We start from the raw sequence: 25,659 nt of genomic DNA on the forward strand, positions 1-25,659 counted from the left end.
GCCGTCTCCTGTATTTTTTATATGTTTTACTCAACGGCCGGGCAGCGTATGCCGCCCGGCCGCATCCTACGCTAGCACACTGTTACCGCACTTTCCACACTTCCGTCGCCAGCACGCCGTTCGCGTCGCCATCGAGTTCCCACGAGAACGCGCCACGCAAGCCCTGGTCCTTGACGTACTTCACCTTGGTGCCGATGACGGTCGGATCGTCATAGCTCCACCACTGGCCGCCCGCACCCGTGTACAGGTACAGCTGCTTGGTCGCGGGATGGTAGTAGCGCGTGCCGGCCTTGCCCACCAGGACCTTGTAGTCCTCGATGCCCGACTCGTAGGTGCCCGGTGCCATGCCGGTGGCCGGCTGGTACAGGCCATCGCCATTCGGCCCCGGCGCCACGCCGGTCCAGCCGCGGCCATAGAACGGAATGCCCAGCAACAGCTTGTCGCGCGGCACGCCGGCGGCAATCATGTACTGCACCGCCTTGTCGCCCACGTATTCGCGCGCCATGCCCGTCGACGGATCGGCAGGGTCGGCAAACAGCTGGGCGTTGAAGTTGGTGCTATTTTCCCAGCCGCCGTGGAAGTCGTAGGTCATCAGGTTGATCCAGTCCATGTACTGCGAGTACAGGGCCGGTTCCGTGTTGTCGATCTTGTCCTTGCCTGCACCGACAGCGGCCGTCAACAGGTAGCGCTTGCCGGTGCTCGCGCCCAGCGCATCGAGCTGGGCACGGAATTCCGCCATCAGCAAGGTGAAGTTGCGCTTGTCGTTCGGGCTGACCGTGTTGTACGGCTGGCCGCCGCCGACCGGGTATTCCCAGTCGATGTCGATGCCGTCAAAGATGTTGGCCGCCGACCCCACGCCGCCACGTCCTTGCGAGACGGGCAGGTTGCCCTTGATGTACAAGTCGATGCAGGAACTGACCATCTGCTTGCGCAGCGCATCGGTGGCCGAACCGACGGAGAAGTTCTTCGACCAGCTCCAGCCGCCCAGGGAAATGAACAGCTTGAGGTTCGGGTGCGCCGCCTTCAGCTTTTTCAGCTGCAGGAAGTTGCCCGACAATGGAGCGTCCCACGGAATGGCCTGGCCATCGACGGTGCGCTTCGGCGTGCGGATGTAGTCGGCCTCGGCATCGCCGCCCGTGCCCGCATCCGGTGCATTCGGATTCGTCGCGCCCGGCTCGGCCTTGGTGATCATGCCGCATTCGTAGCCGCCGTTCTTCGGATAGATGTTGCCGAAGGCGTAGTTGATGAAGGTCAGCTTGTCGGCCACGCCGCTGGTGTGCACGTTCGCCACTTCGTAGTCGCGGCCATACACGCCCCATTGCGCAAAGTAGGAACCGACTTCGCGGCCCGTTGGCGTTGGCGTCGGTGTTGGCGTTGGTGTCGGGGTTGGCGTCGGGGTTGGCGTCGGGGTTGGCGTTGGCGTCGGCGTCGGCGTCGGCGTCGGCGTCGGGGTTGGCGTCGGCGTTATGCTGCACAGTTCCTGGCTGGTCCATGGCTTGCCCGTGCCGGCGGCGCCGTTGTTGCTCGACGGGTTGTCGCCCAGGGTCCAGTAGTTGGCGCGGTAATTGGTACCGGCGAAGCTGACCACGGCGCCCGCGCTGTAGGCCGTACCCGAGGCCCAGGCCAGCGCGCAGGTACTGCCGGTTGGCGTCGGTGTCGGGGTTGGCGTAGGCGTTGGCGTGGGATTCGGCGTCGGCGTCGGCGTCGGGGTTGGTGTCGGCGTTGGTGTGGGAGTCGGTGTCGGGGTCGGCGTGGTGCCGCCATCGCAGGCGCCGCCGGCACTCCACAGGCTCGGCGTGGAGACGGGATTCCAGCCCGAACCCACGTGATCGGTCTGCGTCACCAGGGCCGTGTAATTGGCGCCCAGGTAAGTGACCACCGTGCCCGCGTTATACGTGCCGCCCTCTTGCCACGGTATGCAGGCCACCGTGCTGACGGCCAGCAATTGCGAACTGGCCGGCGCGCTGGCATCGCCACCGCCACCGCATGCGGCCAACACACCACCGCTGGCCAGGCATACCATCATGTTTCTGATTGTTTTTCTGAGTATTAAATTTTCCACGCTGTCTCCTGTTCAGGTTGCGGAAATACCACTCTGCTTCAATAAAAGCTACCCTGTGTTATCGTTTTTTTGCAGTTGCAAGAACAGCATGCTGCTGAAAAAATAGGCGGTCAAGTGGTTTTAAAGTGGCATCAAAGCGATCAATACCACTTCAAGCAGAAAGCGCAAAAGCATATGCTGATGGCGTGTTGTCCTACTGGAGAACAAAAAAAACGCAGGGGGAGGACAAGCAAAGACGGCTGACAGGGAAAATACAGACCAGTTTTATAACACGCTGTAAGTGGTATTGCGGTGGCGTGCAGCGGCATCGGCGACGGCTGCCAGAAACGACGCCGGCGGGTGCCTGCCTGGCCACCCGCCGCGTCTTGTTCACCAACTCTCGCGCCACGCGCCTGAAAAACGTTCAGAGCAAGGCGCCTTGCCGAAGACAGTACGAATAGTACGGCTAGGCAAGGCAACGCGGCTATGGACGTTTTTCCACGTTCAGAGCAAGGCGCCTTGCCAAAGACAGTACGACAGTACGGCTAGGCAAGGCAACGCGGCTATGGACGTTTTTCCACGTTCAGAGCAAAGCGCCTTGCCAAAGACAGTACGACAGTACGGCTAGGCAAGGCAACGCGGCTATGGACGTTTTTCCATGTTCAGAGCAAGGCGCCTTGCCAAAGACAGTACGACAGTACGGCTAGGCAAGGCAACGCGGCTATGGACGTTTTCTCAGGTGCGCAAGTCAAATACTGCCATCGACTCGACGTGCGAGGTATGCGGGAACATATTCACTACGCCAGCCTTGCTCAGCACGTAGCCCGCTTCCAGCGCCAGGATGCCGGCGTCGCGCGCCAGGGTCGAGGGGCTGCACGAGACATACACGATGCGTTTCGGCAGCAGGTCCGGACGCACTTGCGACAGGCCGACCAGCGCCTGGCACAGGGCCATGGCGCCATCGCGCGGCGGGTCGACGAGGATGCGGTCAAACTTGCCCAGGGCGATCAGGTCGTCCGTCGTCACTTCAAACAGGTTGCGCGTCGAGAACGAGGTTTTCTCCGCCAGGCCATTGGCCAGCGCGTTTTCCAGCGCCCGTTCCGTCAGGGTGGTGCTGCCTTCGATGCCCACCACTTCGCTGCCCTGCGTGGCCAGCGGCAAGGTGAAGTTGCCAAGGCCGCAGAACAGGTCGGCCACGCGGTCGGTCGGCTGCACTTCCAGCAGGCGCAGGGCTTTCGATACCAGCACGCGGTTGATGTGGTGGTTCACCTGGGTGAAGTCGACGGGCTTGAACGGCATCTTGACGCCGAATTCCGGCAGCAGGTAGTGCAGTTGCTTGTGCAGCGGATAGAACGGCACGGCCGTTTCCGGGCCCTTCACCTGCAGCCACCATTGCACGCCGTATTCGTCGGCAAAGGCTTTCAGTTTCGTTTCGTCGTCCGCGCTCAAAGGCGCCATGATGCGCAAAACCATGGCGGTGACGTCTTCGCCCACGGCCAGCTCGATCTGCGGCATCTGGTCGAAGATGGACAGCGAGGCGATCAAGCCGCGCAGCGGCAGCAGCATGGCGGAAATGTGCGGCGGCAGGATTTCGCAGCTATCCATGTCGGCCACGAAGGCCGATTTCTTTTCATGGAAACCCACCAGCACGGCGTCTTTCTTTTTCACGTGGCGCACCGACAGGCGCGCGCGGTAGCGGTAGCCCCAGGTCGGGCCATACATGGGGCGCATGATGCTTTGCGGGCGCACCTTGCCGATATGCCACAGGTTGTCTTCCAGCACGCGCTGCTTGATCGCCACCTGCGCCGAAGGTTCCAGGTGCTGCATGGAGCAGCCGCCGCAATTGTCGAAATGCTTGCACTTGGGCGTCACGCGCATGGCCGATTCGCGGTGCAGCGCCGTCATGCGGGCCATTTCCCAGTTCTTCTTTTTCTTGTACGTCACGAAGCTGACGCGCTCGCCCGGCAACGCGCCTTCGACAAACACGACCTTGCCCGGCGAGCCGTCTTCGTTCTCGATATGGCCAACGCCGCGGGCGTCCATGTCGAGCGATTTGATTTCAATGATATTTTCTTGCATAGCGATCAATAGGTAAGAGTGGGCCAGGACGCAGGGCCGCGCTGGAACTTGCAAACAATGGGGAAAAGTCAGGCGCCGCGAGCGGGGCGTATGATAGCAGATGCAGGCCCCGAAGTACCGGGGCCGGAGCAGCAGCGCTTACAGCAGGGAGTCGCGCACGACGCCGCGCGCCGCCATCGCGCGTTTTAATTTGATCAAGGCTTCCTGCTGGATCTGCCGCACGCGTTCGCGCGTCACGCCCATTTCCTCGGCCAGGGTTTCCAGGGTGGCGGGGTCGTCGTTGTCGAGGCCGAAACGGCGCATGATCACCACGCGCTGCTTGTCGGGCAGCTTGGTCAGCCAGTCGCGCACCAGCACCGTCATTTCATGGTGTTCGGCGCGCGCGTCCGGGCCGTCCTCGCTGGCGCCGGGCAGCATGTCCATCAGGGACGATTGCGGGTCGTTGTCGAGCGGCGCGTCGAGCGAGGTAGCATGCTCGGACAGGGCCAGGATATCCTGCACCTCTTCCACGGGACGTCCCACCAGGTGGGCGATATCTTCCGCGGTGGCATCCTTGCCGTCGTGATGCTGGGCTTCCAGGTGGTATTTGCCGCGCAGGATCTGGTTCAGTTCGCGCACCATGTGCACCGGCAGGCGCACCGTGCGGGCCTGGTTCATGATGGCCCGTTCGATGCTCTGACGTATCCACCAGGTGGCGTAGGTGGAAAAGCGAAAACCGCGCTCCGGCTCGAACTTGTCGATGGCGCGCATCAGGCCGATGTTGCCTTCCTCGATCATGTCGAGCAGCACCACGCCGCGGTTGATGTAATGCTTGGCGATCGACACGACCAGGCGCAGGTTGTGCTCGATCATGGTTTGCCGGGCTTCAAAATTGCCCTGCTTGGCCAGGGTGGCGTAATGCACTTCCTGCGCCACCGTCAGCAGGGGCCGCGTACCGATCTGGTTCAGGTAATGCTGCGTGGTATCGGTCGACAGCTCGGCCGCCAGCACTTTTTTCAGTTCATCGACACTTTCGACCAGCACGCTGACGCTGGCCACTTCGCCGCCCTCGCCCGCCTCGACGGCGTCGATGCCGTCGAGTTCGCCGGCATCGTCCATCACGACTTCGTCCGCCCCGTCGTCCGGCGGTTCCGGTTCATCGTCCAGCTGGTCGTGCGGCGCGTGTGTCATTGCTTTACCTAACGGTTAGGCAGGAATTTCGAAGGATCGACAGGTTTGCCTTGTTGACGGATTTCAAAGTGCAGCTTCACGCGGTCGGCATCGGAATCGCCCATTTCGGCGATGGCCTGGCCTTTGTTGACGTTTTGCCCTTCCTTCACCAGGATGCTGCGGTTATGCGCATACGCCGACAACAAGCTATTACTGTGCTTCACGATAACAAGATTACCATAACCACGGATTCCGCTCCCGGCATACATGACTTTTCCCGCGCCGGCCGCCACCACCTGCTGGCCCGCCTTGCCGGCGATGTCGACGCCCTTGTTCTTGCCTTCGTCAAAAGTACCGATGACCTTGCCTTCGGATGGCCACATCCAGCTGATCTTGTCGTCGCCAGCCGCCTGCGCTGCAGGGGCGGCCGCTGCGGGAGCAGGCGCGGCGGCCACCGCAGCTGCCGGCGCGGGCGCCGGCTTGGCGTCGGACGTGCCGCCATCGGCGCGCAGCTCGGCCAGCGTGGCATCGGAGTAGGCGCGCTTCTCGCCGCGCGGGCCGGTTTTCTTCGGCACCACGGGGGCGGCGGCGCGCACTTCCGTTGACGGCGGCATGACGATGGCCGACGTTTGCGCGCCACCGGACTCGCCCGTCGGCGGCAGCACGCGCAGGATCTCGTCGACCTTGATGTCGTTCGGATTGCTCAAATCATTCCACGTCACCAGGTCGCGGTAGTTCTGGCCGTGCTCGAGGGCGATGCGCAGCAGGGTGTCGCCGCGCTTGACCCGGTAAAAAGCGGGATCGCGGTCGCGCGGATCGCTGGCGGCGGCACTCGTGACCGACGGCTGGCGCTCCACCACCGGCGCCTGGACGCCCGTCGTGCCGCAACCGCTCAACAGGGCGGCCAGGGTGATGCTGCATAGAAGTACGTTACTTTTCTTAATCATTCGCATGTATTTGTAGGTCCTGCTTGCTATCTGATCCGGGGATCATATGGTGCCCGGGCGCAAAGGCACGAAATGGCAGTCTTCCAGGGTCTGACTGGTCCATTCCATTTTCCCCACCCGGGTAATGAGTTGTAAATGCTGCAATTTCGCGCCCACTGGCGCAACCAGACGCCCGCCCACTGTCAGCTGTTCCAGCAGCGCTTGCGGGACTTCCAGGCCGGCGGCGGCAAGGATGATCCCGTCGAAGGGCGCCGCCTGCGGCAGGCCAAGCATACCATCTCCGTACTGCAAACGCAGATTTGACACGCGCAAGGGGCGCAAATTGGCCTTCGCCAGCTCGTGCAAAGGCCGGATGCGCTCGATCGAATACACCTCTTTCGCCACCAGCGACAGCACCGTGGCCTGGTAGCCGCAGCCCGTGCCGATTTCCAGCACGCGCTGCAGGCTGCCGCCATTGCGCATCACTTCGATCATGCGCGCCACGATGTATGGCTGCGAAATGGTCTGGTGGTGGCCGATGGGCAGCGAAGCGTCGATGTAGGCCTGCGACGCCAGCGCCTCGTCCATGAACATGTGGCGCGGCACGGCCTGCATGGCGTCGAGCACCACCTGGTCCTGCACGCCCTGCCTGGCGATGCGCGCCACCATGGCGCGCCGCACGGCATCCGAGACCAGCGGATTTTGCCGCGGCGCCGCCGCTACCGCCGGCTGCGCCCGCTCATTGGCGATGGCCTGGGCGCGCGACGGGGCGATGACCGCCGGCGCGCCATACACGTGCTGGCTGCCCCGGGCCGCGCTTTGCGCCGCATTCTGCGTGGCCGTCTGCGGCGTGGCGATCCTGGACTGCGCCAGCGACTGCCCCCCGCCCTGCCTGGCGGGCTTGCCGGCCAGCGAATCGAGGGACAGGGGGAAGGTGCGCGGCTTATCGGTCATGGTGAGCGGTCATCGTGAGCGTTCATGGAGGGCGGTCATGCCAGGCCTGTCGCCAGTGCATCGAGTTGGGCCGTATGCGTCAGGTCGATTTGCAGCGGCGTGATCGAGACTTGTCCTTGCGCAATCGCGTGGAAGTCCGTGCCGGGACCGCCGTCCTTGGTGGCACCGGCAGGGCCGATCCAGAAAATTTCGCGGCCGCGCGGATCGAGCGCGCGGATCACCGGCTCGGCCGAATGGCGCTTGCCCAGGCGCGTGGCCACCACGCCTTGCAATTGCTCGTAGGGAATCGCAGGAATGTTGACATTCAACAGATACGGCTTTTGCAAGGCATCAAAACGGCGCTCGACAATCTCGCGCGCCACGCGGGCAGCCGCATCGAGGTTGGCCCAGCCGAATTCGGACTGGGAAAAGGCGATGGCCGGAATGCCGAACAGAAAGCCTTCCGTGGCGGCGGCCACCGTGCCTGAATACAGGGTATCGTCGCCCATGTTCGGGCCATTGTTGATGCCCGACACCACCAGGTCGGGCCGCTCCATCAGCATGCCCGTCAGCGCCACGTGGACGCAGTCGGTGGGCGTGCCGTTGACGAAATAAAAGCCATTGGCGGCCTTGTGCACGGACAAGGGCCGGTCCAGGGACAGGGAATTGGAAGCGCCCGAACGGTTGCTGTCCGGCGCCACTACCACGATCTCGGCAATGGGCGCGAGTGCATCGGCCAGTGCCGCCAGGCCGGGTGCGAGGTAGCCGTCGTCGTTACTGATAAGAATTCTCATAACGAGATTTTACCCGAAGCAACGTCAACACTGCGCATGCACGCGGCCATAGGCAGCAATTTTTATATCGGCGCACCGCCGGGGCCGCAATGCTCAGCGCGGCTCGATGCCTGCCTCGGACAAGGCCCCTTCCAGCGCCTGCACTTCGTCTTCCTGCAAGGCCAGCAAGGCATCGAGGTCGCCTTGCAATTTGTACATGCGCTTCAGCTGCGCCATGCCCCGCTTGCGCAGCTTGCCCGGCACGCCGGGGCGCAGCAGGCAAGCCCTCAAATGCTCGGCAAGTTCGCCCGCCTGCACATACTGCTCGCGCTCGATCATGCCTTGCAGCATGGCGATCATGCTGCCCAGCGTCTCGGGTTCGGTGGCATCGTGCCCGCCGGCGCGCCCCGCCAGGATGGTTTCCTGCAGATGCCGCGCGCCATCGAGCACGCTGTCGGCATGCGCGGCCACCTTGCCGGCCGCGCCACGCGCATTCAGCAGCCGGTCACTACCGCTGAGCACGGCATCTTCCAGCAGGCGCGCCGCCTCGCTGTCGCCCTGCTGCTGCAAGGTGCCGGCCAGCTGCTTCTTGCTGTGCAAGGTATCGAGATGGTCTTCGCCCAGCAATCGCGCGTGCACTTCCAGCACCTGCTCCTGGACGCTGCGGGCCGCATCGAGCTCGCCGCGCCGCAGCAGCGCCTCGGCCAGCTTGCGCTGGCTCATCAGGGTGTCCGGATGGTCGAGCCCCCGCGTGCGTTCGCGCGCCGCCACCTGGTCTTCATGCAGCTGGCGCGCGCCGGCCCAGTCGCCCTGCCCGGCCACGATATCGGCCAGCAGATCGCGCGTGGCCAGGGTCGCCGCATGGTCGCCGCCCAGGCGCCGCTGCTGCGCCTGCAGGACGGCGCCCAGCAGGTGGCGCGCGCCATCGAGCTCGCCCATCCGGCCCAGCGCCTGCGCCAGGGCCAGCTTGCTGCGCAGGGTATCGCCGTGCTCCGCGCCGAACAGCCGCTCGCGCGCCGCCACCACCATGGCCAGCACTTGCCGCGCCTGCTCCAGCCGGCCCATGTGCAACAGGGTCGTGGCACGGCCGTCCATCGCGCCCAGGGTCAGCGGGTGTTCTGGCCCCAGCACGCGCGCATAGCTGGCCAGCACGGCATCTTGCAGCAGCAGCGCCGCCGCCAGTTCGCCCTGCTGCATCAAGGTTTGCGCCAGGCAAGCCTTGGCCGCCAGCGTGTCGGGATGCTCGTCGCCCAGCACCCGGCAACGCACGTCGACCACGTCCTCTTCCAGGAAGCGCGCCTCGTCCAGCTTGTCCACCTGGCGCAGCAAACGCGCCATGCCGCTCTTGCCGGCCAGGCTGTCCGGATGCTCTTCACCCAGCAGGCGCACGCGGATCTCGACGCTTTGCCGGAAGGCGTCGAGCGCCTGCGCGCTGCGCCCGTCTTTCCGGTACAACTCGCCAAGGCGGGCCAGGTCGCGCGCCAGCGGCAAGGCCACGGCGCGGCCCGGTTCCGCCTGCAGCGCCTGGCGCGCTTCGCCGATCGCCGCCAGCAAGGCGATTTCACGGCTCGACTGCCAGGGGAAATAGCCGCCCGTCAGCCAGTGCAGGAATGCTTCGAAGGTGCGCGTGAGGGAAAAGCGGTCGCCGCCCTGGTCGATGCGCACGGCCAGCTGTTCGCCATAGGCAAAGGTTTTCGTCTGCTGCAGCTGCACTTCGTCAAAGTAGCTGTCGAGGGCGATCTGCGGCAAGCCGTACGAGGTGCGCAGCAGGCGCTCGAACATGGGCTGGAAGCCGGCGATGCCCTTGTGCGCGTCGCCCCGGCGCCATTCGGCGCGCTGCGCGCCATCGCCCATTTCTATGCGCGACGGCAAGGGATACACCAGCAGCGGGCGCTGCTCGTCTTCATGGCTGCGCCGGTATTCGATGGCCCGCGTGACGAGCGCATCGACGCCTTCCAGGCTTTGCCGGTTGGGCGTGAAGACCACCACGAGCTTTTTCGGCAGCAAGGTGGTGCAGATGCCGGCGCTGTCCGTGCGCCCCGTGCGCGAATCGACCAGCACATAGCGGAAATGCCGCGCCAGGGTGTCGGCAAAGCAGCGGAACAGGGCCGGACAGGCGTCGAACAGCTGGTCCCAGCGCATCTTCGCCAGGCGCTCGCTGTAGCTGGCGTCGAAACAGCCTGCGCGCATCAGGTACAGCGGGCTGCCCTGGTCCACGCGCACCACGTATTGCTGCCAGTCGATGGCGTCGAGCACGCGCTGCGCCAGCGCCACGTCGGCGCCGCCGGCGTCATGGCCATGCGCGCGCGGCACCGGCGCCTCCAGGCTGAAGCGCTCGAGCTGCTGGCGGCACGCTTCGAAGAATTCCAGCACGCCCGGGCGCTCCTCGTGCTGCTCGAAATAATGGTGCAGGCCGGGCGCTTCCATGTCCCAGTCCAGCATCAGCACGGGCACGCTGGCGTTTTCGCGCCGCGCCAGCAGCACGGCGATGTTCGACAAGGCCATGGTGCGGCCCGTGCCGCCCTTGTAGGAGTAGAAGGTGACGACTTCGCCAGGGGCGCTCAAAGGCGGTAGGGACAGGCGTTGGCATTCCATGACAGGACCTTTTACGTGGATTAACGTGGAAAGTGCGGCGGCGGGACGGCCCGCCACTCCGACGGAATGGCGGGCAGCACGAAGCGGCTGCAATCGTGGCCGGGCGGTGTCGAGCGCTTGAGCAAGTGGTAATGCATGGCGATACGCTGCACGATGCGGTCGATGTCGGGCAGGTATTGCGGGTTGGATTTGAGGTCGCCGCTGGCCAGCGTGTAGCCGGAAAAGTCCACGTACAGGCCGGACTCCGTGATTTGCGGGGGCAAGCCATCGGGATGGCGCGTCATGATGATGGGAATGATCAAATGGCTGGGCAAATCGTACCAGGCGCGGCGCTCCTGCTCGATCAGCTGCATGGCGGCAAACTCGCGGCGGGTATAGCCATGCGCTTCGTACTTGGGCGTGTACAGCACGATCATGCACACGCTCTGGCACATGGCGCGCGCCACGCGCCGGTCGATATCGTCGCCGCCGCCCAGCTGCTCACTGTCGATGAACAGGACTTCCTCGCGGTCCAGGTGCGGCTCCAGGTAGCAGGCCAGCGCCTCGATGAGGTCATTCTTGAACTTGTTCATGAACGCATATTGGCCGTGCGCGTAGCTCAAGAAACAGCCGTAGCGGATATCCATGGCATCCCCCCGTTCCCCGTGCGCCCGTGCGGCCTGCCATCGCCGCGCCCTGATCCCACAAGGCATGCAGTCACTGTAAACCGCTGGGCAACGGCCTGTTTGCGCTGGCGCAAAGATGTGTCCGGCGTCCTGGACACCAGCAACAATGCCAGGATCTGGCACGATCACGCCGCTTTTTGGCATGCCGGGCGCGCAGGCAGGCAATGCGCGGCTACGCCAGCCGCTTGATTCCAAAGGGAAATTTATAAACGGGGAATAGCCGGCGCGGGCGCGCCGGCCAGGACAGTTATTGCGCGCGCGGAGGCAGGTTGCGGAAGAACTCGACCACTTCAGCCGTGTCGCGCGTGCGCTTGAACGGCGGCAGGCTTTGCCAGATGCGCTTGCCGTACGGCTTGGAAATGAGGCGCGGATCGCAGATCATCAGCACGCCACGGTCGCCCTCGTCGCGGATCAAGCGGCCCGCGCCCTGCTTCAGGTTGATGATGGCTTCCGGCAGCGAGTGATGCATGAAGCCATTCTTGCCCTGCTTCTCCATCACCTCGATGCGCGCTGCCAGCACGGGATCGTCGGGCGGCGCGAATGGCAGCTTGTCGATGATCACCAGCGACAGGGCATCGCCGCGCACGTCGACGCCTTCCCAGAAACTCTGGCTGCCGATCAGCACGCCATTGCCGGCGGCGCGGAACTGGTCCAGCAATTCCGTGCGGCCCCGGTCGCCCTGCACGAACAGGGGGAAGTTCAGGCCGCGCTGCTTGAATTCATCGGCTAGGCGCTCGGCCGCGCGTTTGACGGCGCGCAAGGTGGTGCACAGGAAGAAGGTGCGCCCGCCGGCCGCCTCGATGATGGGCAAGGCGCAGTCGATGACGGCGTCCGTGTAGCCCAGCGAGTTCGGCTGCGGCAGGTTTTGCGGCACGAACAGCAAGCCTTGCTGGCCATAGTCGAAGGGACTCGGCCACGTGTGCGACGGTTCGCCCGTCAAGCCCATCTGTTCAGAGAAATGCTTGAAGTCGTTTTTCACGGCCAGGGTGGCGGACGTGAAAATCCAGCTGCGCGGCGTGCCTTCGCGCTGGTTGTTGAAGATGGGCGCGATCGACAGCGGCGTCTTGTGCAGCTGCAGGGAGCTGGAAAACGCCTCCACCCAGAACACGGCTTCCTCGCCGGCCGCCACCTTGGCCTTGGGATCGAACTTCCAGCCGCTCAGCTGCTGCGCCAGTTCAACGCCGCGCACCCTGCACTGCTCCAGGGTTTCCGCCCGTTCCGCCTGGGTTTCCAGCACGGCCACCATGCCATCGAGCTCATCCTTGAGCGTGTCGAGCGCGGGGAAAAAGTCGCTCGACGGGGCGATTTGCGGCAGCGACAGGCGCACGATGTCCTGCGGGAAGGTCAGACGCAGGTCGCGCGCGGCCTTTTCCACCACCGTGACGGTTTTGGCCCAGTCGATGCCGCGCGCATGCGCCAGGCCCTCGGCCAGCACGTCGCGGCACAGTTCCAGGATTTGCGAGGTGGACACCGTATTGCCAAAGAATAAAGTGGCCGTATCGGGCAGCTGGTGCGCCTCATCGAAGATGATGGTGTTGGCCGAGGGCAGCAATTCGGCCACACCCGTGTCCTTCAAGGCCACGTCGGCAAAGAACAGGTGATGGTTGACCACCACCACGTCGGCCTGCTGGGCTTCCTTGCGGGCCTTCATCACAAAGCAATCCTGGTAATACTGGCACTCGGCGCCCATGCAGGTGTCGCGCGTGGACGTCACCAGGTTCCAGATCATGGCGTTTTCCGGCACCTTGGCCAGTTCCGCCTTGTCGCCGGAGCTGGTCATCTTGATGAAGCGCGAAATTTCGCGCAAATGCCCGACGTCGTCGCGCGACGTCATGCGCCCGTTCTGCAGGGTGCGTTCCAGGTGGTAATGGCAGACGTAGTTCGAGCGGCCCTTCAGCAGGGCCACGGAGACGGGCGCCTGCAGCGCCGCGCGCACGGTTGGAATGTCGCGCAGGAACAGCTGATCCTGCAAGTTCTTGGTGCCGGTGGACACGATGGTCTTGCCGCCCCACATCAGGGCCGGTACCAGGTAGGCAAAGGTCTTGCCGGTACCCGTGCCCGCCTCGGCGATCAGGGTCGTCTGGCTGTCGATGGCGCTGGCGATGGCCTTGGCCATTTCCGTTTGCGAACGGCGCGGCTTGTAGCTGCCCACGGCCGGGCCCAGCGGGCCGCCGGCGCCAAACAGGCGCTCGATGTCGGCGTCGTGCTTGCCCGGCGCGGCCTGGGGTTCGGCTGGCGCGTCGGAAATCTGGCCATCCGGGCTTGCGGGCAATAAATTGTGATCGGTCAAAATATACTTAAGTGAAAGCTGGGCCGGACGCTACTGGCGTCCCTCAGGCTGGAACATCGGGCACCAATTGCATTCTGAGCAATGTGATGTGATCTTTTAATTGCAATTTGCGCTTTTTCAGACGGCGCAGTTGCAGCTCGTCATGATGGCCATCGAGTATCAGCAGCTCGATAACGGTATCGAGGTCGCGATGTTCAACGTCGAGTTCAATCAGGCGCCGCTCTATTTGCTGTGCATCGCTCATGTGTGGCGTTCCAGGCAATGTTGGTCAACAGGCGTGCCTGGCGTACGCAAATACGCCAGCCGCCATCTGCGCCGGCTTTGCCGGCGAGTGCGTAGTTTAACCTGCCGCGCGGGATACGGCACGCCATTTCCGGCGCGCCGGCCCGGCGCCGGTCAATTCGCGGGAGGAACGGCCGGCGCTGGCGCGCTGGCCGCGGCGGCAGCCTTGGCGGCCTTGGCGGCGGCTTCCGCCTGGCGCTCGGCCAGGCGCGCGGCAACGCGCTGCTGGCGCGCCGCAGCCTCAGCCTGCTTGCGGGCAAACGCCGCTTCGCGCTCGGCGCGGCGCGGCGCTTCCGCCGCTTCTTCCGCCGCCTGTTTATTCACTCTTGCCGCATATTCGGCTTCGCGCTGGGCCAGGCTCTTGCCTTGCGGCTTGGGCGGCGCCGGTTCGGGCGCTACCACTTTCACGGGCTTGGGCAAGGCGGCGGCGCGCTGTTCCGCATCCAGGCGTGCCGTTTCCTGCGTACGCGCCAGGTCGATATCGCGCAGACGCACGGATTCGGCGCGCTTGAAATGATTCGCCTCGGCCTCGATGGCGCGCAGGCGCACGAGGATCAAACGGCGCTTTTCCTTGGCCGTGTCGAGGCAGCTGTTCACGAAGAACTTGTTGTAGCACTCCTGTTCGCGCGCGGCAAACTCGTTTTCCGCCGCCTCGCGTTCACTGGCTGCCAACTTGAGCTTGGCATCGGCCTCCTCGACGGAGAGCGTGGCGGGCACTTGCGGTGCGCCGACCTCGTCCAGCGCCGCCTCGCCCTGGTGCGCGCAGGCGGACAGTGCCAGCGCCAGGCCCAGGGCCGCTGCCAGCTTGCATAGTGTATTTGACATCATGTTCATTCTTCCTGCCTCAAACGATCGCGTCGGCTGCGCCGCGCTGTTCTTTTTCCATGTATTCGCGCGATTGCATCTCGATGATACGCGAAACGGTACGGTGAAACTCGTTGGCCAGCATGCCATTCGTGTACAGCTGCTCGGGCGGCACTTCGGCCGACATGATCAGCTTGACCTTCTGGTCATAAAAGACATCGATCAGCCAGGTGAAGCGGCGCGCCTCGGACGACTGCGCCGCCGACATGGCCGGTATGCCGGACAATATCACTGTATGGAAGCGGCTGGCGATTTCCAGGTAATCATTTTGCGAACGGGGACCGCCGCACAGGGTGGCGAAATCGAACCAGATGATGCCGCCGGCGCGGCGCAGGCAATGGATTTCGCGGCTTTCGATGCGGATGCGCGCGTCTTCGTCGGCCGTCTCGGCGATGTGCGCGTAGGCGTCGCGCAAGGCCTTGTCGGTGGCCGCACCCAGCGGCGTGTAGTAGCTTTCCACCTGTTCCAGCGCGCGGCCGCGGTAGTCGACGCCCGCGTCGACGTTCATCACGTCGAGCTTGTCCTTCAGCAGCGCGATGGTCGGCAGCATGCGGTCGCGGTGCAGGCCGTCCGGGTACAGCAGGTCCGGATCGTAATTCGAGGTCATGATGAAGGACACGCCGTTGTCGAACAGGGCCGACAGCAGGTTGTAGAGGATCATCGCATCGGCGATGTCAGAGACGTGGAATTCATCGAAACAGATGAGACGGTATTTCTTCGCGATGCGTTTCGCCACTTCGTCGAGCGGATCGGCCACGCCTTTCAATTCATCGAGCTGCTGGTGCACGCCGCGCATGAATTCATGGAAGTGCAATCGCGTCTTGCGCACCACGGGCACGACCGAATAGAAGCTGTCCATCAGGAACGACTTGCCGCGCCCCACCCCGCCCCACATGTACACGCCTTTCGGCACGGACGGACGGTTGATCAGGCGCTTGAAGGTGCTCGAACGCGCGCCCTTGTAGGCCACCCATTCGTCATAGCACTGCTGCAGGCGGTCGACCGCGCGGCGCTGGGCGGCATCGGCCTTGAAATCGCGCTTCTGCAACGCGTTCTGGTAAAACTCTTCAACGTTCATGGGATTCGATTCAACAGGAATTCTGGACATAGCGCAAACGGGCCGGCAAGGCAGAAACTGCTTTGCCGGCCCGCTGCGAAGTACTGTACTGGCTTAGAAGTTCAGCGTACGCTTGTCAACCGCCAGTGCCGCTTCCTTGGTCGCTTCCGACAAGGATGGGTGAGCGTGGCAGATGCGCGCGATGTCTTCGGCCGAGGCCTTGAATTCCATCGCCACGACGGCTTCGGAAATCAGTTCGGACGCCATCGGGCCGACGATGTGCACGCCGAGGATTTCATCGGTGGTCGCATCGGCCAGGAATTTCACCATGCCCGAGGTGTCGCCCAGCGCGCGCGCACGGCCGTTGGCCATGAACGGGAAGGTACCGGCCTTGTAGGCGATGCCTTCGGCCTTCAGGGTTTGCTCGGTCTTGCCGACCCACGCGATTTCCGGCGAGGTGTAGATCACCCACGGAATCGTGTTGAAGTTGGTGTGACCGTGCTGGCCAGCGATACGCTCGGCCACGGCAACGCCTTCTTCTTCCGCCTTGTGCGCCAGCATCGGGCCGCGCACGACGTCGCCCACCGCCCACACGTTCGGCAGGTTGGTCTTGCAGTCGCCATCGACGGCGATGAAGCCGCGCTCGTCCAGCTGCAGGCCGACTTTATCGGCGCCCAGGCCATTCGTGTTCGGCGTGCGGCCGATCGAGATGATCAGTTTGTCGAACACGGCTTTTTGCGCTTCGCCCTTGGCGTCGACGAATTCCACCGTGACGTCTTTCTTGCCTGGCGTGATCGCACCGATCTTGCAACCGAGGTTGATCTTCAAGCCTTGCTTGGTGAACAGCTTCGACGCTTCCTTGGCGATCTGCTCGTCGACGGCGCCGAGGAAGACCGGCAGGCCTTCCAGCACCGTGACGTCGGAACCCAGGCGGCGCCATACGCTGCCCATTTCCAGGCCGATCACGCCGGCACCGATGACGCCCAGCTTGGCTGGAACGGCGTCGATGGCCAGTGCGCCCGTATTCGACAGGATCAGTTTTTCGTCGAATGGTGCGCCCGGCAGTTCGCGTGCGTTCGAACCCGTGGCGATGACCACATGCTTGGCCGTCAGGGTTTCGTTGGCTTCGCCCGTGACGCTGATGTCATACGTGCCAGCGGCTGCGGCGGCAAAAGCGGCGCGGCCGTGGAAGAAGGCGATCTTGTTCTTCTTGAACAGGTACAGGATGCCGTCGTTGTTTTGCTTGACGACGGTGTCTTTGCGCTTGAGCATCTGGCCCAGGTTCAGCTTCAGGCCGGCGACGTCGATGCCGTGCTCGGCGAAGCTGTGGCCCGCGTGTTCGAAATGCTCGGACGATTGCAGCAGCGCTTTCGACGGGATGCAGCCGACGTTGGTGCAGGTACCGCCAGGCGCGGCGCCGCCCTTGGCGTTCGACCACTCGTCGACGCAAGCGACGGAAAAGCCCAGCTGCGCTGCGCGGATGGCGGCGATGTAGCCGCCAGGGCCCGCACCGATGACAACTACGTCAAATTGTTTAGTACTCATGTTTTGTTATTCCAATCTCTTCGTCTGGTACGAAAATCCACAATAGAAGGTAAATCACCACGCCGAAGCCGAAGGTCAATGTAAACAGGACGAACACCAGGCGCCAGATCCACGCTTCCATGCCGGAAGCGCGTCCCAGGCCGCCGCACACGCCGCCCAGCCAGCGGTCGTTGCGCGAACGGCGCAGGCGGCTGAATTCCTGCACCAGGTCATTTGCCGGGCCGGAGCCGGAGGCATTGGCGCCGGACGTGCTGTCCGGCTTGTCCAGGTTGATACTGCTCAGGAGCTTGGCTTTCGCTTGCGCGAATTCCGCGTCGCTCAGGGCGCCCGCCAGGTGCAACTCGTGCAGACGCTTGATTTCTTCAGAGACGTTCATGGGAATCCTCTTTCGTTGAGATCAGCCAGCTGCGTCTTCTGGCAAGGGGTATCAGCTACATTGCCCCGGCGGCCAAGCCGGGGGACTACGGTGCTTACAGGTCCAGCAGCAGGCGTGCAGGATCTTCCAGCGCTTCTTTCATCGCCACCAGGCCCAGGACAGCTTCGCGGCCGTCGATGATGCGGTGGTCGTAGGACATGGCCAGGTAGTTCATCGGACGTACCACGATCTGGCCGTTTTCGACGACAGCGCGGTCCTTGGTCGCATGCACGCCCAGGATGGCCGATTGTGGCGGGTTGATGATCGGGGTCGACAGCATGGAGCCGAAGGTGCCGCCGTTCGAGATCGAGAAGGTACCGCCCGTCAGGTCGTCCAGGGTCAGCTTGCCTTCTTTGGCTTTCGCGCCGAATTCACCGATTTTTTTCTCGATGTCGGCGATCGACAGCTGGTCCGCGTTGCGGATGATAGGCACGACCAGGCCGCGTGGCGAACCGACAGCGATGCCGATGTCGAAGTAGCCGTGGTAAACGATGTCGTTACCGTCAACGGAAGCGTTGATGATCGGGTACTTTTTCAGGGCGGCGACAGCGGCCTTGACGAAGAAGGACATGAAGCCCAGCTTGACGCCGTGCTCTTTCTCGAACTTGTCCTTGTACTTGTTGCGCAGGTCGATGACCGGCTGCATGTTCACTTCATTGAACGTGGTCAGGATGGCGTTCGTCGATTGCGATTGCAGCAGGCGCTCGGCGATACGGGCGCGCAGGCGGCTCATCGGCACGCGCTCTTCCGGACGGTCGCCCAGGTTGGCGGCCGAAGGGGTGGCCACTTGCTGCAGCGCTGGCTTGGCAGCGGCTGGCGCCAGCGGCGCAACGGCAGGCTTGGCGGAAGCGGCCAGGGCGTCGCCCTTGGTCACGCGGCCATCTTTGCCCGAACCGGCGACGTCGCCAGCGGACAGGCCTTTTTCCGACAGGATCTTGGCGGCGGCAGGCATGGCGACATCGCCCTTGGTCGCGGCAGCTGGTGCGGAGGCGGTGGCGGCGTCTTGCGCGGCGGCAGCCAGGGCTGGTGCAGGAACGGCCGACACTTCCATCGGGCTGACCTTGGCCGAGCCGTCGGTATCGATGATGGCGATGACTTCGCCGGCAACGACGGTGGCGCCGTCAGCCTTGATGATCTGCACGATCACGCCAGCGGCTGGCGCAGGCAGTTCCAGGACCACTTTATCGGTTTCGATATCGATCATGTTTTCGTCGCGCGCCACTGGCTCGCCGACTTTTTTATGCCATGCCAGCAGGGTCGCTTCTGCAACCGATTCCGACAACTGAGGAACTTTGACTTCGATTTGTGCCATGTAAAACTCCGTTTATTTTGTTCTTGCGGCGCCGCCCCTGCGTAGCAAGGGCGGCGCTCCGTGATCATCTATGTAATCAGGCGCCATGCAAACCGCACGGCGCCCGCATTCCCGCTTACTTGGTGAGAATGAAACCCTTCAGCTTCGAGAACGCCGTTTCCAGCAGGTCTTTTTGCTGGGCGTAGTGCTTGTCATAGTAACCGACAGCAGGCGACGCCGAAGCAGGACGGCCGGCGTAAGCCAGACGCTGACCCGATTCCAGGCCTTCGAAGATGTTGTGCTGGATCTGGAACCAGGCGCCCTGATTCTGCGGCTCGTCCTGCGCCCAGACCACTTCCACCAGGTTCGGGAACTTCTTCAGTTCAGCAGCGAACGACTTGTGCGGGAACGGATACAGCTGTTCCAGGCGCACGATGGCCGTGTCGGTCTGGCCGCGGGTCTTGCGTGCGTTGACCAGGTCGTAGTAGACCTTGCCCGAGCAGGCGATGACGCGCTTGACTTTCTTGGCATCGATTTTGTCGTCGACTTCGCCGATCACGGTCTGGAAACCGCCCTTGGCCAGGTCGGTCAGCGGCGAACCGGCATCCTTGTTGCGCAACAGCGACTTCGGCGTCAGGATGACCAGCGGCTTGCGGAACTGGCGCACCATCTGGCGGCGCAGCAGGTGGAAAATCTGCGAAGCCGTCGTCGGCTGCACCACTTGCATGTTGTTGTCTGCGCACAGCTGCAGGAAACGCTCAGGACGCGCGGACGAGTGCTCAGGACCCTGGCCTTCGTAACCGTGCGGCAGCATCATGACCAGGCCCGAAGCGCGGCCCCACTTCACTTCGCCGGAGCTGATGAACTGGTCGATGACCACTTGCGCGCCGTTGGCGAAGTCGCCGAACTGGGCTTCCCAGATCGTCAGGGTGTTCGGTTCAGCGGTCGAGTAGCCGTATTCGAAGGCCAGTACGGCTTCTTCGGACAGCACCGAGTCGATGACGGTGAACGGTGCCTGGTTTTCCGACACGTTTTGCAGCGGAATGTAGGTACCGGCATCCCAGCGCTCGCGGTTCTGGTCATGCAGCACGGCGTGGCGGTGCACGAAGGTACCGCGGCCGGCATCCTGGCCCGTCAGGCGGATGGCGTAGCCGGACGATACCAGCGAAGCGTAGGCCAGGTGTTCGCCCATGCCCCAGTCCAGGTTCATTTCGCCGCGGCCCATGGTGGCGCGGTCGCCCAGGACTTTTTCCACCAGCGAGTGGACCTTGAACTGTTCCGGCACGGTGGTGATGCGCGCGGCCAGACGTTTCAGTTCCGTCATCGGCACGGCGGTATCGGCCGAGTCGGTCCATTTCTTGTTCAGGAACGGCAGCCAGTCGACGGCGTACTTGTTCTTGAAGTTCGAGATGACTGGATCGACGGTGTGCTTGCCGGCGTCCATGGCGTCGCGGAAGGCGGCTACCATTTTGTCGCCGCCATCGGCAGGGATCACGCCTTGCGCTACCAGCTTGTCCGCGTACAGCTTGCGGGTGCCTGGGTGCTGGCCGATGCGCTTATACATCAGCGGCTGCGTCAGTGCTGGCGTATCTTGCTCATTGTGGCCCAGCTTGCGGTAGCAGATGATGTCGAGGACGATGTCCTTCTTGAATTCCATGCGGTAGTCGAGCGCGATTTGCGTCGCCAGTACCACGGCTTCAGGATCATCGGCGTTGATGTGCAGGACCGGTGCTTCGATCATCTTGACGACGTCCGAGCAGTACAGGGTCGAGCGCGAGTCGCGTGGATCCGAGGTGGTGAAACCGATCTGGTTGTTGATCACGATATGCACCGTGCCGCCCGTGCCGTAGCCGCGGGTTTGCGCCAGATTCAAGGTTTCCATGACCACGCCCTGGCCGGCGAAAGCGGCATCGCCGTGCACCAGGATCGGCAGCACTTGCGCGCCGTGCACGTCGCCGCGGCGGTCCATGCGTGCCTTGACGGAACCTTCAACCACAGGGTTGACGATTTCCAGGTGCGACGGGTTGAACGCCAGCGACAGGTGGACCGGGCCGCCCGCGGTGGAGATGTCCGACGAGAAGCCTTGATGGTACTTCACGTCGCCGGCTGGCAGGTCGTCGCCATGCTTGCCTTCGAATTCTTCGAACAGTTCCTGTGGCGCCTTGCCCAGGGTGTTGACCAGTACGTTCAGACGGCCGCGGTGGGCCATGCCGATGACGATTTCCTGCACGCCTTTTTCGCCGGCGCGCTGGATGGTTTCATCCATCGAGGCGATGAACGTTTCGCCGCCTTCCAGGGAGAAGCGCTTCTGGCCCACGTAGCGGGTATGCAGGTAGCGTTCCAGGCCTTCAGCCGCGGTCAGGCGGTCGAGGATGTGGATTTTTTTCTCTGGGGTGAAATTCGGGGTGGAGCGGATCGATTCCAGTTTCTCTTGCAGCCAGCGCTTTTCGGCCGGGTCGGAGATGTACATGAATTCGGCGCCGATCGAACGCGTGTAGGTGTCGCGCAGATAGTTCAGCAGATCGCGCAGGGTGGCGGTCTCGGGGCCAAAATAGGTATTGCTGATGTTGAACACGGTGTCCATGTCCGCATCGGTGAAGCCGTAGAAGCTCGGGTCCAGTTCCGGGATCATCGGACGTTCCTGGCGCTGCAGCGGATCCAGGTTGGCCCAGTGCGTGCCCAGGTAGCGGTAAGCGGCGATCAGTTGGGTAGCGGCGACGCGCTTGCGGCCCATTTCGGCATCGAAGGAAGCGGTGACGGTACGGATAGGACCGGCCTTTGCGCGCTCGGCGAACGAGGCGACGACGGAGGCATGCGCCACGTCAGGCTTGTTGGTGCCATCGACGGCAGGCACGTGCTGCATCGCGTCGAAGTAGGAACGCCAGTTATCGGGTACCGAGCCTGGATTGTTCAAATACGCTTCGTACAGGTCTTCCACGTACGGAGCATTCCCACCGAACAGGTAGGAGTTGGTCGTTAATTGCTGCATATATTGCTCACCTTTCTTCGCGCTTCGCGAGATTAGCGGGTTAATCTAACCTTCCGCGACACGGCCTGACCGGTTAGCGGATTGCACATCAAGTTGTGGGGAAGGGCTTTTTTATTGCACCAGCATTCTGCATACCGTCATTTAGAATAGCACGCGGTATTGTAACGCAACAACTGCTAGTTGGATTTTATTTGGCAAGCAAATGTAAGCTGTGTGGCTGATTTTCCCGGGCTTGCAAGCCTGCCACTATTGCGCTTACGGCACCTTGCTGACCGCGCCGGCGCGCCGCTGGCGCACAAGTGGTCTGCCTGGCAACGCCGGCGCGGCGATCGCCGCCAGCCACTGATCATCCGTGGCAAACCAGTCGAGCAGAAAATCAAGCATGGTGCGCAGCAGCGGCGACATATGCTGGCGCGAGGTATAGATGCCGTAGATGCCCATGTCCTGCGGCTGGTAGGCGGGCAGCAGCTCGACCAGCTGACCGCCGGCGATCAGCGGCGCGGCCGAATAGCGCGGCTGCATGGCGATGCCCGCCCCCGCCACCGTGGCCACCAGCAGGACCAGCGATTCATTCGCCGACAGGCTGCCGCTGACCGGCACAGTGAGCGCTTCCCCATTGTGGGTAAACTGCCACAGGCTCTTGCCGAAATAGGTGTACGTGAGGCAGTTGTGCAGGGCCAGGTCTTCCGCCCTGCGCGGCGTGCCGTGCGCCGCCAGATACGATGGTGCGGCGCACACCACCGAGGCGCAGCTGGCCAGCTGGCGCGCGATCAGGTTCGGCTCGAGCGCATTCGTGATGCGGATCGCCAGGTCGATGCGCTGCTCCACCAGGTTGACGGCGCGGTTCTCCATCTGCAGGTCGATGGCGGCGCGCGGATAGCGGCGCAGGTAAGCGGTCACTGCGCCAGCCAGCGCCGTCTGCGCCAGCGACTGCGAACAGGTAATGCGCAGCAAACCTTGCGGCGTGTCGGCGCCTTCCGGCGCCATGACGGCCATGGCGCCCGCCACCTCCAGCATCTGCCGGCAGCGCGCCAGCGTGGCGTCGCCCGCATCCGTCAGGCTCAAACGGCGCGTGGTGCGATGCAACAGCCGCGCCCCGGCCCATTGCTCCATCTCGGCCAGGTAGCGCGTCACCATGGCGCGCGACATATCCAGCGCTTCGCTGGCGGCGACCATGCTGCCGCGTTCGGCGATGGCGACAAAAACTTGTGCTGCGGTGATGCGGTCCATGCGGACACTCCCTTGATTCATCCGATCCATGCAACTAAGTATTGCAATCTACCCTATTTGCTACGCATAGTCGAAAGGATAATATGTGTCACTGATAACGAATCCAGAGAAACGCGCATGTTGTCGAATCCCGTCCCGCATGACCGCTCCCGCCCTGCCCCATTTGCCGGCAGCTTCCCTGCTCCGCGCTCTTCCCTGGCCGGCTTTGCCCTGCAATACCTGGGCAGTGCGCACTCACCTTCCGTCCTGCTGAGCGGCGTGCGCGACGCCATCCTGGTCAATGCCCAGTTCCGGCGCGACGATGCCGCGCAGTTAGCACACACCATCGCCGCCAGCGGCAAACACCTGACCACCATCTATATCAGCGCCGCCGAGCCGCAAGCCTATTTCGGCCTGGGCGTGCTGCAGGAAGCCTTTCCGCAGGCGCGCATCCTGGCCAGCTGCGCCACGGTGGCGGCGATCCGCCGCGAGGCCGGTGCCAGGGTGGCCCACTGGGGCGGCATCCTCAAGCACAACGCGCCGCGCCGCATCGTCCTGCCGCAGCCCCATGATGGCGCCAGCCTGCCGCTGGAAGGGCGGCAGATCGCGCTGCGCCACCTGGACGCGGCATGCCGATAGCGCGCCGGCGCTTGTCCCGCCTATAGCGCCGACAGGAAGCGCACATAGTCGTGTGCGCTGCGGGCCAGGCGTTCCGCATAACCGTGTTCCGCCGGCCCGTCTTCGGCGCCATAGAAGGCAAAGAACGGACGGCTTTCGGCACCGATATAGTTCAACGTCACTTCAAACGGCGCCAGCAGCTGCGCCAGCGTGTGCCGCCACTTGCCTGCCGGCGTGAAATCCTCCTCGCGTATCCCGGCCGTCACGGCCAGGGCCACCTTGCGTCCGCGGAAGGCATCGCCGCCCGTGCCATACGCCCAGCCATGCGCCAGCACCTCGTCGAGCCACTTTTTCAGCAATGGCGGACAGCTGAACCAGTACACGGGGAACTGCAGCACCACGTCGGCGTGCGCCTCCACCAGCGCCTGTTCCCGCGCCACGTCGATGACGCCGTCGGGATAAGCCTGATGCACGTCGTGGATGGTGTAGCGCTCCGGGTGTTGCGCCACTTCCTGCAGCCAGCGCCGGTTGGCGACCGAGGTGGCGAGGTTGGGGTGAAAGACGATTACAAGGGTTTTCATCATGCTGCTTTCAAAAGAGTGGGATCGGTGCACCGCTGCCGCGCTCACAAAAACGCAGGCAAGCCGGTACCCTGCCCTGTAGCGCGTCGCCGCGCCCGCACAGGCCACTGCAGCATAGTCCTGCCGAGTATTTTTCACAAGTACGCACATTGATTGCACATACAGGAAGAAAAGTAAGTAATAAGGGCGCAAAAAAACCGCCCCCGATAATGTGCCGACATCAGGTGGCCTGGTGCCGCTCGCCCCACTCGCACAGGGTATTGAGCACGGGAATCAGCGATGCGCCTTTCGTTGAAAGGAAATACTCAACCTTGGGCGGGACTTGCGGGTATTCCTTGCGCACGATCAGCGCATCGGCTTCCAGCTCCTTCAATACGACGCTGAGTGTCTTGAAGGCGATGCCGCCGAGATGGCGTTTGAGCTCGTTATGCCGCAGCACCTTGTTGGCCGCCAGCGCATACAGGATCAGCATCTTGTACTTGCCACCGATCAGCGACAAGGTATAGCCAAATCCCGTCTCGCCCAGCGCCACGCCGGCGGGGGCGCATGTTTCTTCGTTCATCACGTTCTGCTTGCTGTTGATCCAGGACCCAGCGTAGCAGCTTTGCGCGCCATCGGCCATGCACGGCATGGCCGATATGAAAAAAGCGCGCCGCAAGGCGCGCTCGTGTGCACCAGCCCCCTCGGGCCCGTCAAGCCTTGCGGCGGCGCGCGGCGGCGCCGATGGCCAGCAGGCCGGCCATCAGCATCAAATAAGTGGAAGGCTCGGGCACGGGCGACACCTCGAAAGCGATATTATCTATCCCCACGCTCATGCCGCCCCCGCTCCACCACAGCCTCAGGCCGCCCAATACTGTTATTTCAGGATCAAAACCTTCGATGGTACTGAACGTGGGATCATCGTACGAACCAATGTATGCGCGCCTGCTGTACAGCAGCTTCCCTTGCAAGTCGCTCACTATAAGGTCAAGACTATGCCTCCCGCCGGTCGTCAGCATGTCGAAATGGTGCAGGGTCACGCTGGCCCCGGGGCGCAGCGCCTCGATGTAAATCGACACCCCGCTGGCACCGCTGGAATGCACAAAGGATGGCGCCAGAAACCCTCCCGAGATAGGGCTTGTACTCCAGGGCACGTAGCTGCCCGTCCAGGGAGCCGTATAGCTGAGATCGACGACGCCGGCCACATCGCCGTAGGTTTGCGGAATGCCATCGCAAGGCTGGGCGCCGCAGGCCGTGCTGCGGTCATTGAAATCGAGGGTGTAGGCATGCCCGGGCACGGCGGCGGAAGCGCTGGCGGCCATGGCGGCAAAAACGGCACAGCAAAACAGTTGCGACAGTTTCATGTGAGCCTTTCATT

The 25,659-nt window shown here is 63.4% G+C and carries 21 protein-coding genes; 1 reads left to right on the plus strand and 20 read right to left on the minus strand.

The genetic code is table 11. The features are described 5' to 3' along the window. Window positions 1–82: 82 nt before the first annotated feature. From ACQ4WR_RS15090 to ACQ4WR_RS15170, 17 genes are all read right to left on the minus strand, one after another. Complete coding sequence (locus ACQ4WR_RS15090; protein ID WP_436488176.1) at window positions 83–2,026, minus strand: glycosyl hydrolase family 18 protein; 1,944 nt, start codon at window positions 2,024–2,026, stop codon at window positions 83–85. 750 nt (window positions 2,027–2,776) lie between these two features. Further along, on the minus strand, window positions 2,777–4,120 hold the full coding sequence (gene rlmD / locus ACQ4WR_RS15095; protein ID WP_436488178.1) for a 23S rRNA (uracil(1939)-C(5))-methyltransferase RlmD: 1,344 nt from the start codon (window positions 4,118–4,120) through the stop codon (window positions 2,777–2,779). 138 nt (window positions 4,121–4,258) lie between these two features. Next, window positions 4,259–5,290: an RNA polymerase sigma factor RpoS gene (gene rpoS, locus ACQ4WR_RS15100; protein ID WP_102299710.1), complete on the minus strand. Its 1,032-nt coding sequence runs from the start codon at window positions 5,288–5,290 to the stop codon at window positions 4,259–4,261. Window positions 5,291–5,298: 8 nt separating this feature from the next. After that, complete coding sequence (locus ACQ4WR_RS15105; RefSeq protein ID WP_436488180.1) at window positions 5,299–6,216, minus strand: peptidoglycan DD-metalloendopeptidase family protein; 918 nt, start codon at window positions 6,214–6,216, stop codon at window positions 5,299–5,301. Window positions 6,217–6,258: 42 nt separating this feature from the next. Continuing rightward, a complete protein-coding gene (locus ACQ4WR_RS15110) occupies window positions 6,259–7,149 on the minus strand; it encodes a protein-L-isoaspartate(D-aspartate) O-methyltransferase (protein WP_102299475.1) in 891 nt (296 codons plus the stop codon). 35 nt (window positions 7,150–7,184) lie between these two features. Then, entirely contained in the window at window positions 7,185–7,922 is a 738-nt protein-coding gene (gene surE / locus ACQ4WR_RS15115; protein WP_102299477.1) for a 5'/3'-nucleotidase SurE, read from the minus strand. A 93-nt stretch (window positions 7,923–8,015) separates the two neighbouring features. Then, window positions 8,016–10,496, minus strand: coding sequence for a tetratricopeptide repeat protein (locus tag ACQ4WR_RS15120; RefSeq protein WP_436488183.1), 2,481 nt, complete (start codon window positions 10,494–10,496; stop codon window positions 8,016–8,018). Between the two features lie 20 nt (window positions 10,497–10,516). After that, window positions 10,517–11,122, minus strand: a complete 606-nt coding sequence (locus tag ACQ4WR_RS15125; protein ID WP_436488185.1) for a toll/interleukin-1 receptor domain-containing protein — start codon at window positions 11,120–11,122, stop codon at window positions 10,517–10,519. Window positions 11,123–11,408: 286 nt separating this feature from the next. Next, window positions 11,409–13,451 (minus strand): DNA repair helicase YoaA, encoded by a 2,043-nt coding sequence (yoaA, locus tag ACQ4WR_RS15130; RefSeq protein WP_374755288.1) that lies wholly within the window; start codon window positions 13,449–13,451, stop codon window positions 11,409–11,411. Between the two features lie 43 nt (window positions 13,452–13,494). Then, complete coding sequence (locus ACQ4WR_RS15135) at window positions 13,495–13,695, minus strand: YdcH family protein (protein ID WP_102299483.1); 201 nt, start codon at window positions 13,693–13,695, stop codon at window positions 13,495–13,497. 152 nt (window positions 13,696–13,847) lie between these two features. Beyond that, complete coding sequence (locus tag ACQ4WR_RS15140) at window positions 13,848–14,561, minus strand: hypothetical protein (protein WP_436488188.1); 714 nt, start codon at window positions 14,559–14,561, stop codon at window positions 13,848–13,850. A 16-nt stretch (window positions 14,562–14,577) separates the two neighbouring features. After that, window positions 14,578–15,675, minus strand: a complete 1,098-nt coding sequence (zapE, locus tag ACQ4WR_RS15145) for a cell division protein ZapE (RefSeq protein WP_436488190.1) — start codon at window positions 15,673–15,675, stop codon at window positions 14,578–14,580. 93 nt (window positions 15,676–15,768) lie between these two features. Beyond that, window positions 15,769–17,199, minus strand: coding sequence for a dihydrolipoyl dehydrogenase (lpdA, locus tag ACQ4WR_RS15150; RefSeq protein ID WP_034752057.1), 1,431 nt, complete (start codon window positions 17,197–17,199; stop codon window positions 15,769–15,771). Then, window positions 17,189–17,575: a PspC domain-containing protein gene (locus ACQ4WR_RS15155; protein WP_102293613.1), complete on the minus strand. Its 387-nt coding sequence runs from the start codon at window positions 17,573–17,575 to the stop codon at window positions 17,189–17,191. The genes lpdA and ACQ4WR_RS15155 overlap by 11 nt, the downstream gene beginning before the upstream one ends. Before the next feature lie 94 nt (window positions 17,576–17,669). Then, window positions 17,670–18,926, minus strand: a complete 1,257-nt coding sequence (odhB, locus tag ACQ4WR_RS15160; RefSeq protein WP_436488192.1) for a 2-oxoglutarate dehydrogenase complex dihydrolipoyllysine-residue succinyltransferase — start codon at window positions 18,924–18,926, stop codon at window positions 17,670–17,672. 115 nt (window positions 18,927–19,041) lie between these two features. Next, complete coding sequence (locus tag ACQ4WR_RS15165) at window positions 19,042–21,894, minus strand: 2-oxoglutarate dehydrogenase E1 component (protein WP_102293615.1); 2,853 nt, start codon at window positions 21,892–21,894, stop codon at window positions 19,042–19,044. Window positions 21,895–22,149: 255 nt separating this feature from the next. Then, on the minus strand, window positions 22,150–23,124 hold the full coding sequence (locus tag ACQ4WR_RS15170) for a LysR family transcriptional regulator (protein ID WP_436488194.1): 975 nt from the start codon (window positions 23,122–23,124) through the stop codon (window positions 22,150–22,152). A gap of 117 nt (window positions 23,125–23,241) precedes the next feature. Here ACQ4WR_RS15170 and ACQ4WR_RS15175 point away from each other — a divergent pair, with 117 nt between their 5' ends. Next, window positions 23,242–23,742, plus strand: coding sequence for an MBL fold metallo-hydrolase (locus ACQ4WR_RS15175; RefSeq protein WP_436488195.1), 501 nt, complete (start codon window positions 23,242–23,244; stop codon window positions 23,740–23,742). A gap of 20 nt (window positions 23,743–23,762) precedes the next feature. On the opposite strand, the gene ACQ4WR_RS15180 is transcribed toward ACQ4WR_RS15175, so the two are convergent. The 3 genes from ACQ4WR_RS15180 to ACQ4WR_RS15190 all read right to left on the minus strand — a co-directional run bounded on the left by ACQ4WR_RS15180 (window position 23,763) and on the right by ACQ4WR_RS15190 (window position 25,645). After that, a complete protein-coding gene (locus ACQ4WR_RS15180) occupies window positions 23,763–24,305 on the minus strand; it encodes an NAD(P)H-dependent oxidoreductase (RefSeq protein WP_436488197.1) in 543 nt (180 codons plus the stop codon). A gap of 217 nt (window positions 24,306–24,522) precedes the next feature. Continuing rightward, window positions 24,523–24,864 carry a winged helix-turn-helix transcriptional regulator gene (locus tag ACQ4WR_RS15185; RefSeq protein WP_436488199.1) on the minus strand — a complete coding sequence of 114 codons (342 nt, stop codon included), beginning with the start codon at window positions 24,862–24,864 and terminating at the stop codon, window positions 24,523–24,525. Window positions 24,865–24,994: 130 nt separating this feature from the next. Then, a complete protein-coding gene (locus tag ACQ4WR_RS15190; RefSeq protein ID WP_436488201.1) occupies window positions 24,995–25,645 on the minus strand; it encodes a PEP-CTERM sorting domain-containing protein in 651 nt (216 codons plus the stop codon). Between the last annotated feature and the right edge of the window lie 14 nt (window positions 25,646–25,659).

The sequence above is a fragment of the Janthinobacterium amylolyticum genome, assembly GCF_051380655.1.
Classification (GTDB): Bacteria; Pseudomonadota; Gammaproteobacteria; order Burkholderiales; family Burkholderiaceae_D; genus Janthinobacterium.

Coding starts and splice junctions, on each gene's coding strand:
- odhB (WP_436488192.1), bottom strand. CDS start 18,926: ATGGCACAAATCGAAGTCAAAGTTCCTCAGTTGTCGGAATCGGTTGCA.
- ACQ4WR_RS15185 (WP_436488199.1), bottom strand. CDS start 24,864: ATGAACGAAGAAACATGCGCCCCCGCCGGCGTGGCGCTGGGCGAGACG.
- lpdA (WP_034752057.1), bottom strand. CDS start 17,199: ATGAGTACTAAACAATTTGACGTAGTTGTCATCGGTGCGGGCCCTGGC.
- ACQ4WR_RS15125 (WP_436488185.1), bottom strand. CDS start 11,122: ATGGATATCCGCTACGGCTGTTTCTTGAGCTACGCGCACGGCCAATAT.
- ACQ4WR_RS15175 (WP_436488195.1), top strand. CDS start 23,242: ATGTTGTCGAATCCCGTCCCGCATGACCGCTCCCGCCCTGCCCCATTT.
- ACQ4WR_RS15165 (WP_102293615.1), bottom strand. CDS start 21,894: ATGCAGCAATTAACGACCAACTCCTACCTGTTCGGTGGGAATGCTCCG.
- ACQ4WR_RS15105 (WP_436488180.1), bottom strand. CDS start 6,216: ATGATTAAGAAAAGTAACGTACTTCTATGCAGCATCACCCTGGCCGCC.
- surE (WP_102299477.1), bottom strand. CDS start 7,922: ATGAGAATTCTTATCAGTAACGACGACGGCTACCTCGCACCCGGCCTG.
- ACQ4WR_RS15110 (WP_102299475.1), bottom strand. CDS start 7,149: ATGACCGATAAGCCGCGCACCTTCCCCCTGTCCCTCGATTCGCTGGCC.
- ACQ4WR_RS15170 (WP_436488194.1), bottom strand. CDS start 23,124: ATGGACCGCATCACCGCAGCACAAGTTTTTGTCGCCATCGCCGAACGC.
- ACQ4WR_RS15135 (WP_102299483.1), bottom strand. CDS start 13,695: ATGAGCGATGCACAGCAAATAGAGCGGCGCCTGATTGAACTCGACGTT.
- ACQ4WR_RS15120 (WP_436488183.1), bottom strand. CDS start 10,496: ATGGAATGCCAACGCCTGTCCCTACCGCCTTTGAGCGCCCCTGGCGAA.
- ACQ4WR_RS15180 (WP_436488197.1), bottom strand. CDS start 24,305: ATGATGAAAACCCTTGTAATCGTCTTTCACCCCAACCTCGCCACCTCG.
- rpoS (WP_102299710.1), bottom strand. CDS start 5,290: ATGACACACGCGCCGCACGACCAGCTGGACGATGAACCGGAACCGCCG.
- rlmD (WP_436488178.1), bottom strand. CDS start 4,120: ATGCAAGAAAATATCATTGAAATCAAATCGCTCGACATGGACGCCCGC.
- ACQ4WR_RS15090 (WP_436488176.1), bottom strand. CDS start 2,026: ATGATGGTATGCCTGGCCAGCGGTGGTGTGTTGGCCGCATGCGGTGGC.
- zapE (WP_436488190.1), bottom strand. CDS start 15,675: ATGAACGTTGAAGAGTTTTACCAGAACGCGTTGCAGAAGCGCGATTTC.
- ACQ4WR_RS15190 (WP_436488201.1), bottom strand. CDS start 25,645: ATGAAACTGTCGCAACTGTTTTGCTGTGCCGTTTTTGCCGCCATGGCC.
- ACQ4WR_RS15140 (WP_436488188.1), bottom strand. CDS start 14,561: ATGATGTCAAATACACTATGCAAGCTGGCAGCGGCCCTGGGCCTGGCG.
- ACQ4WR_RS15155 (WP_102293613.1), bottom strand. CDS start 17,575: ATGAACGTCTCTGAAGAAATCAAGCGTCTGCACGAGTTGCACCTGGCG.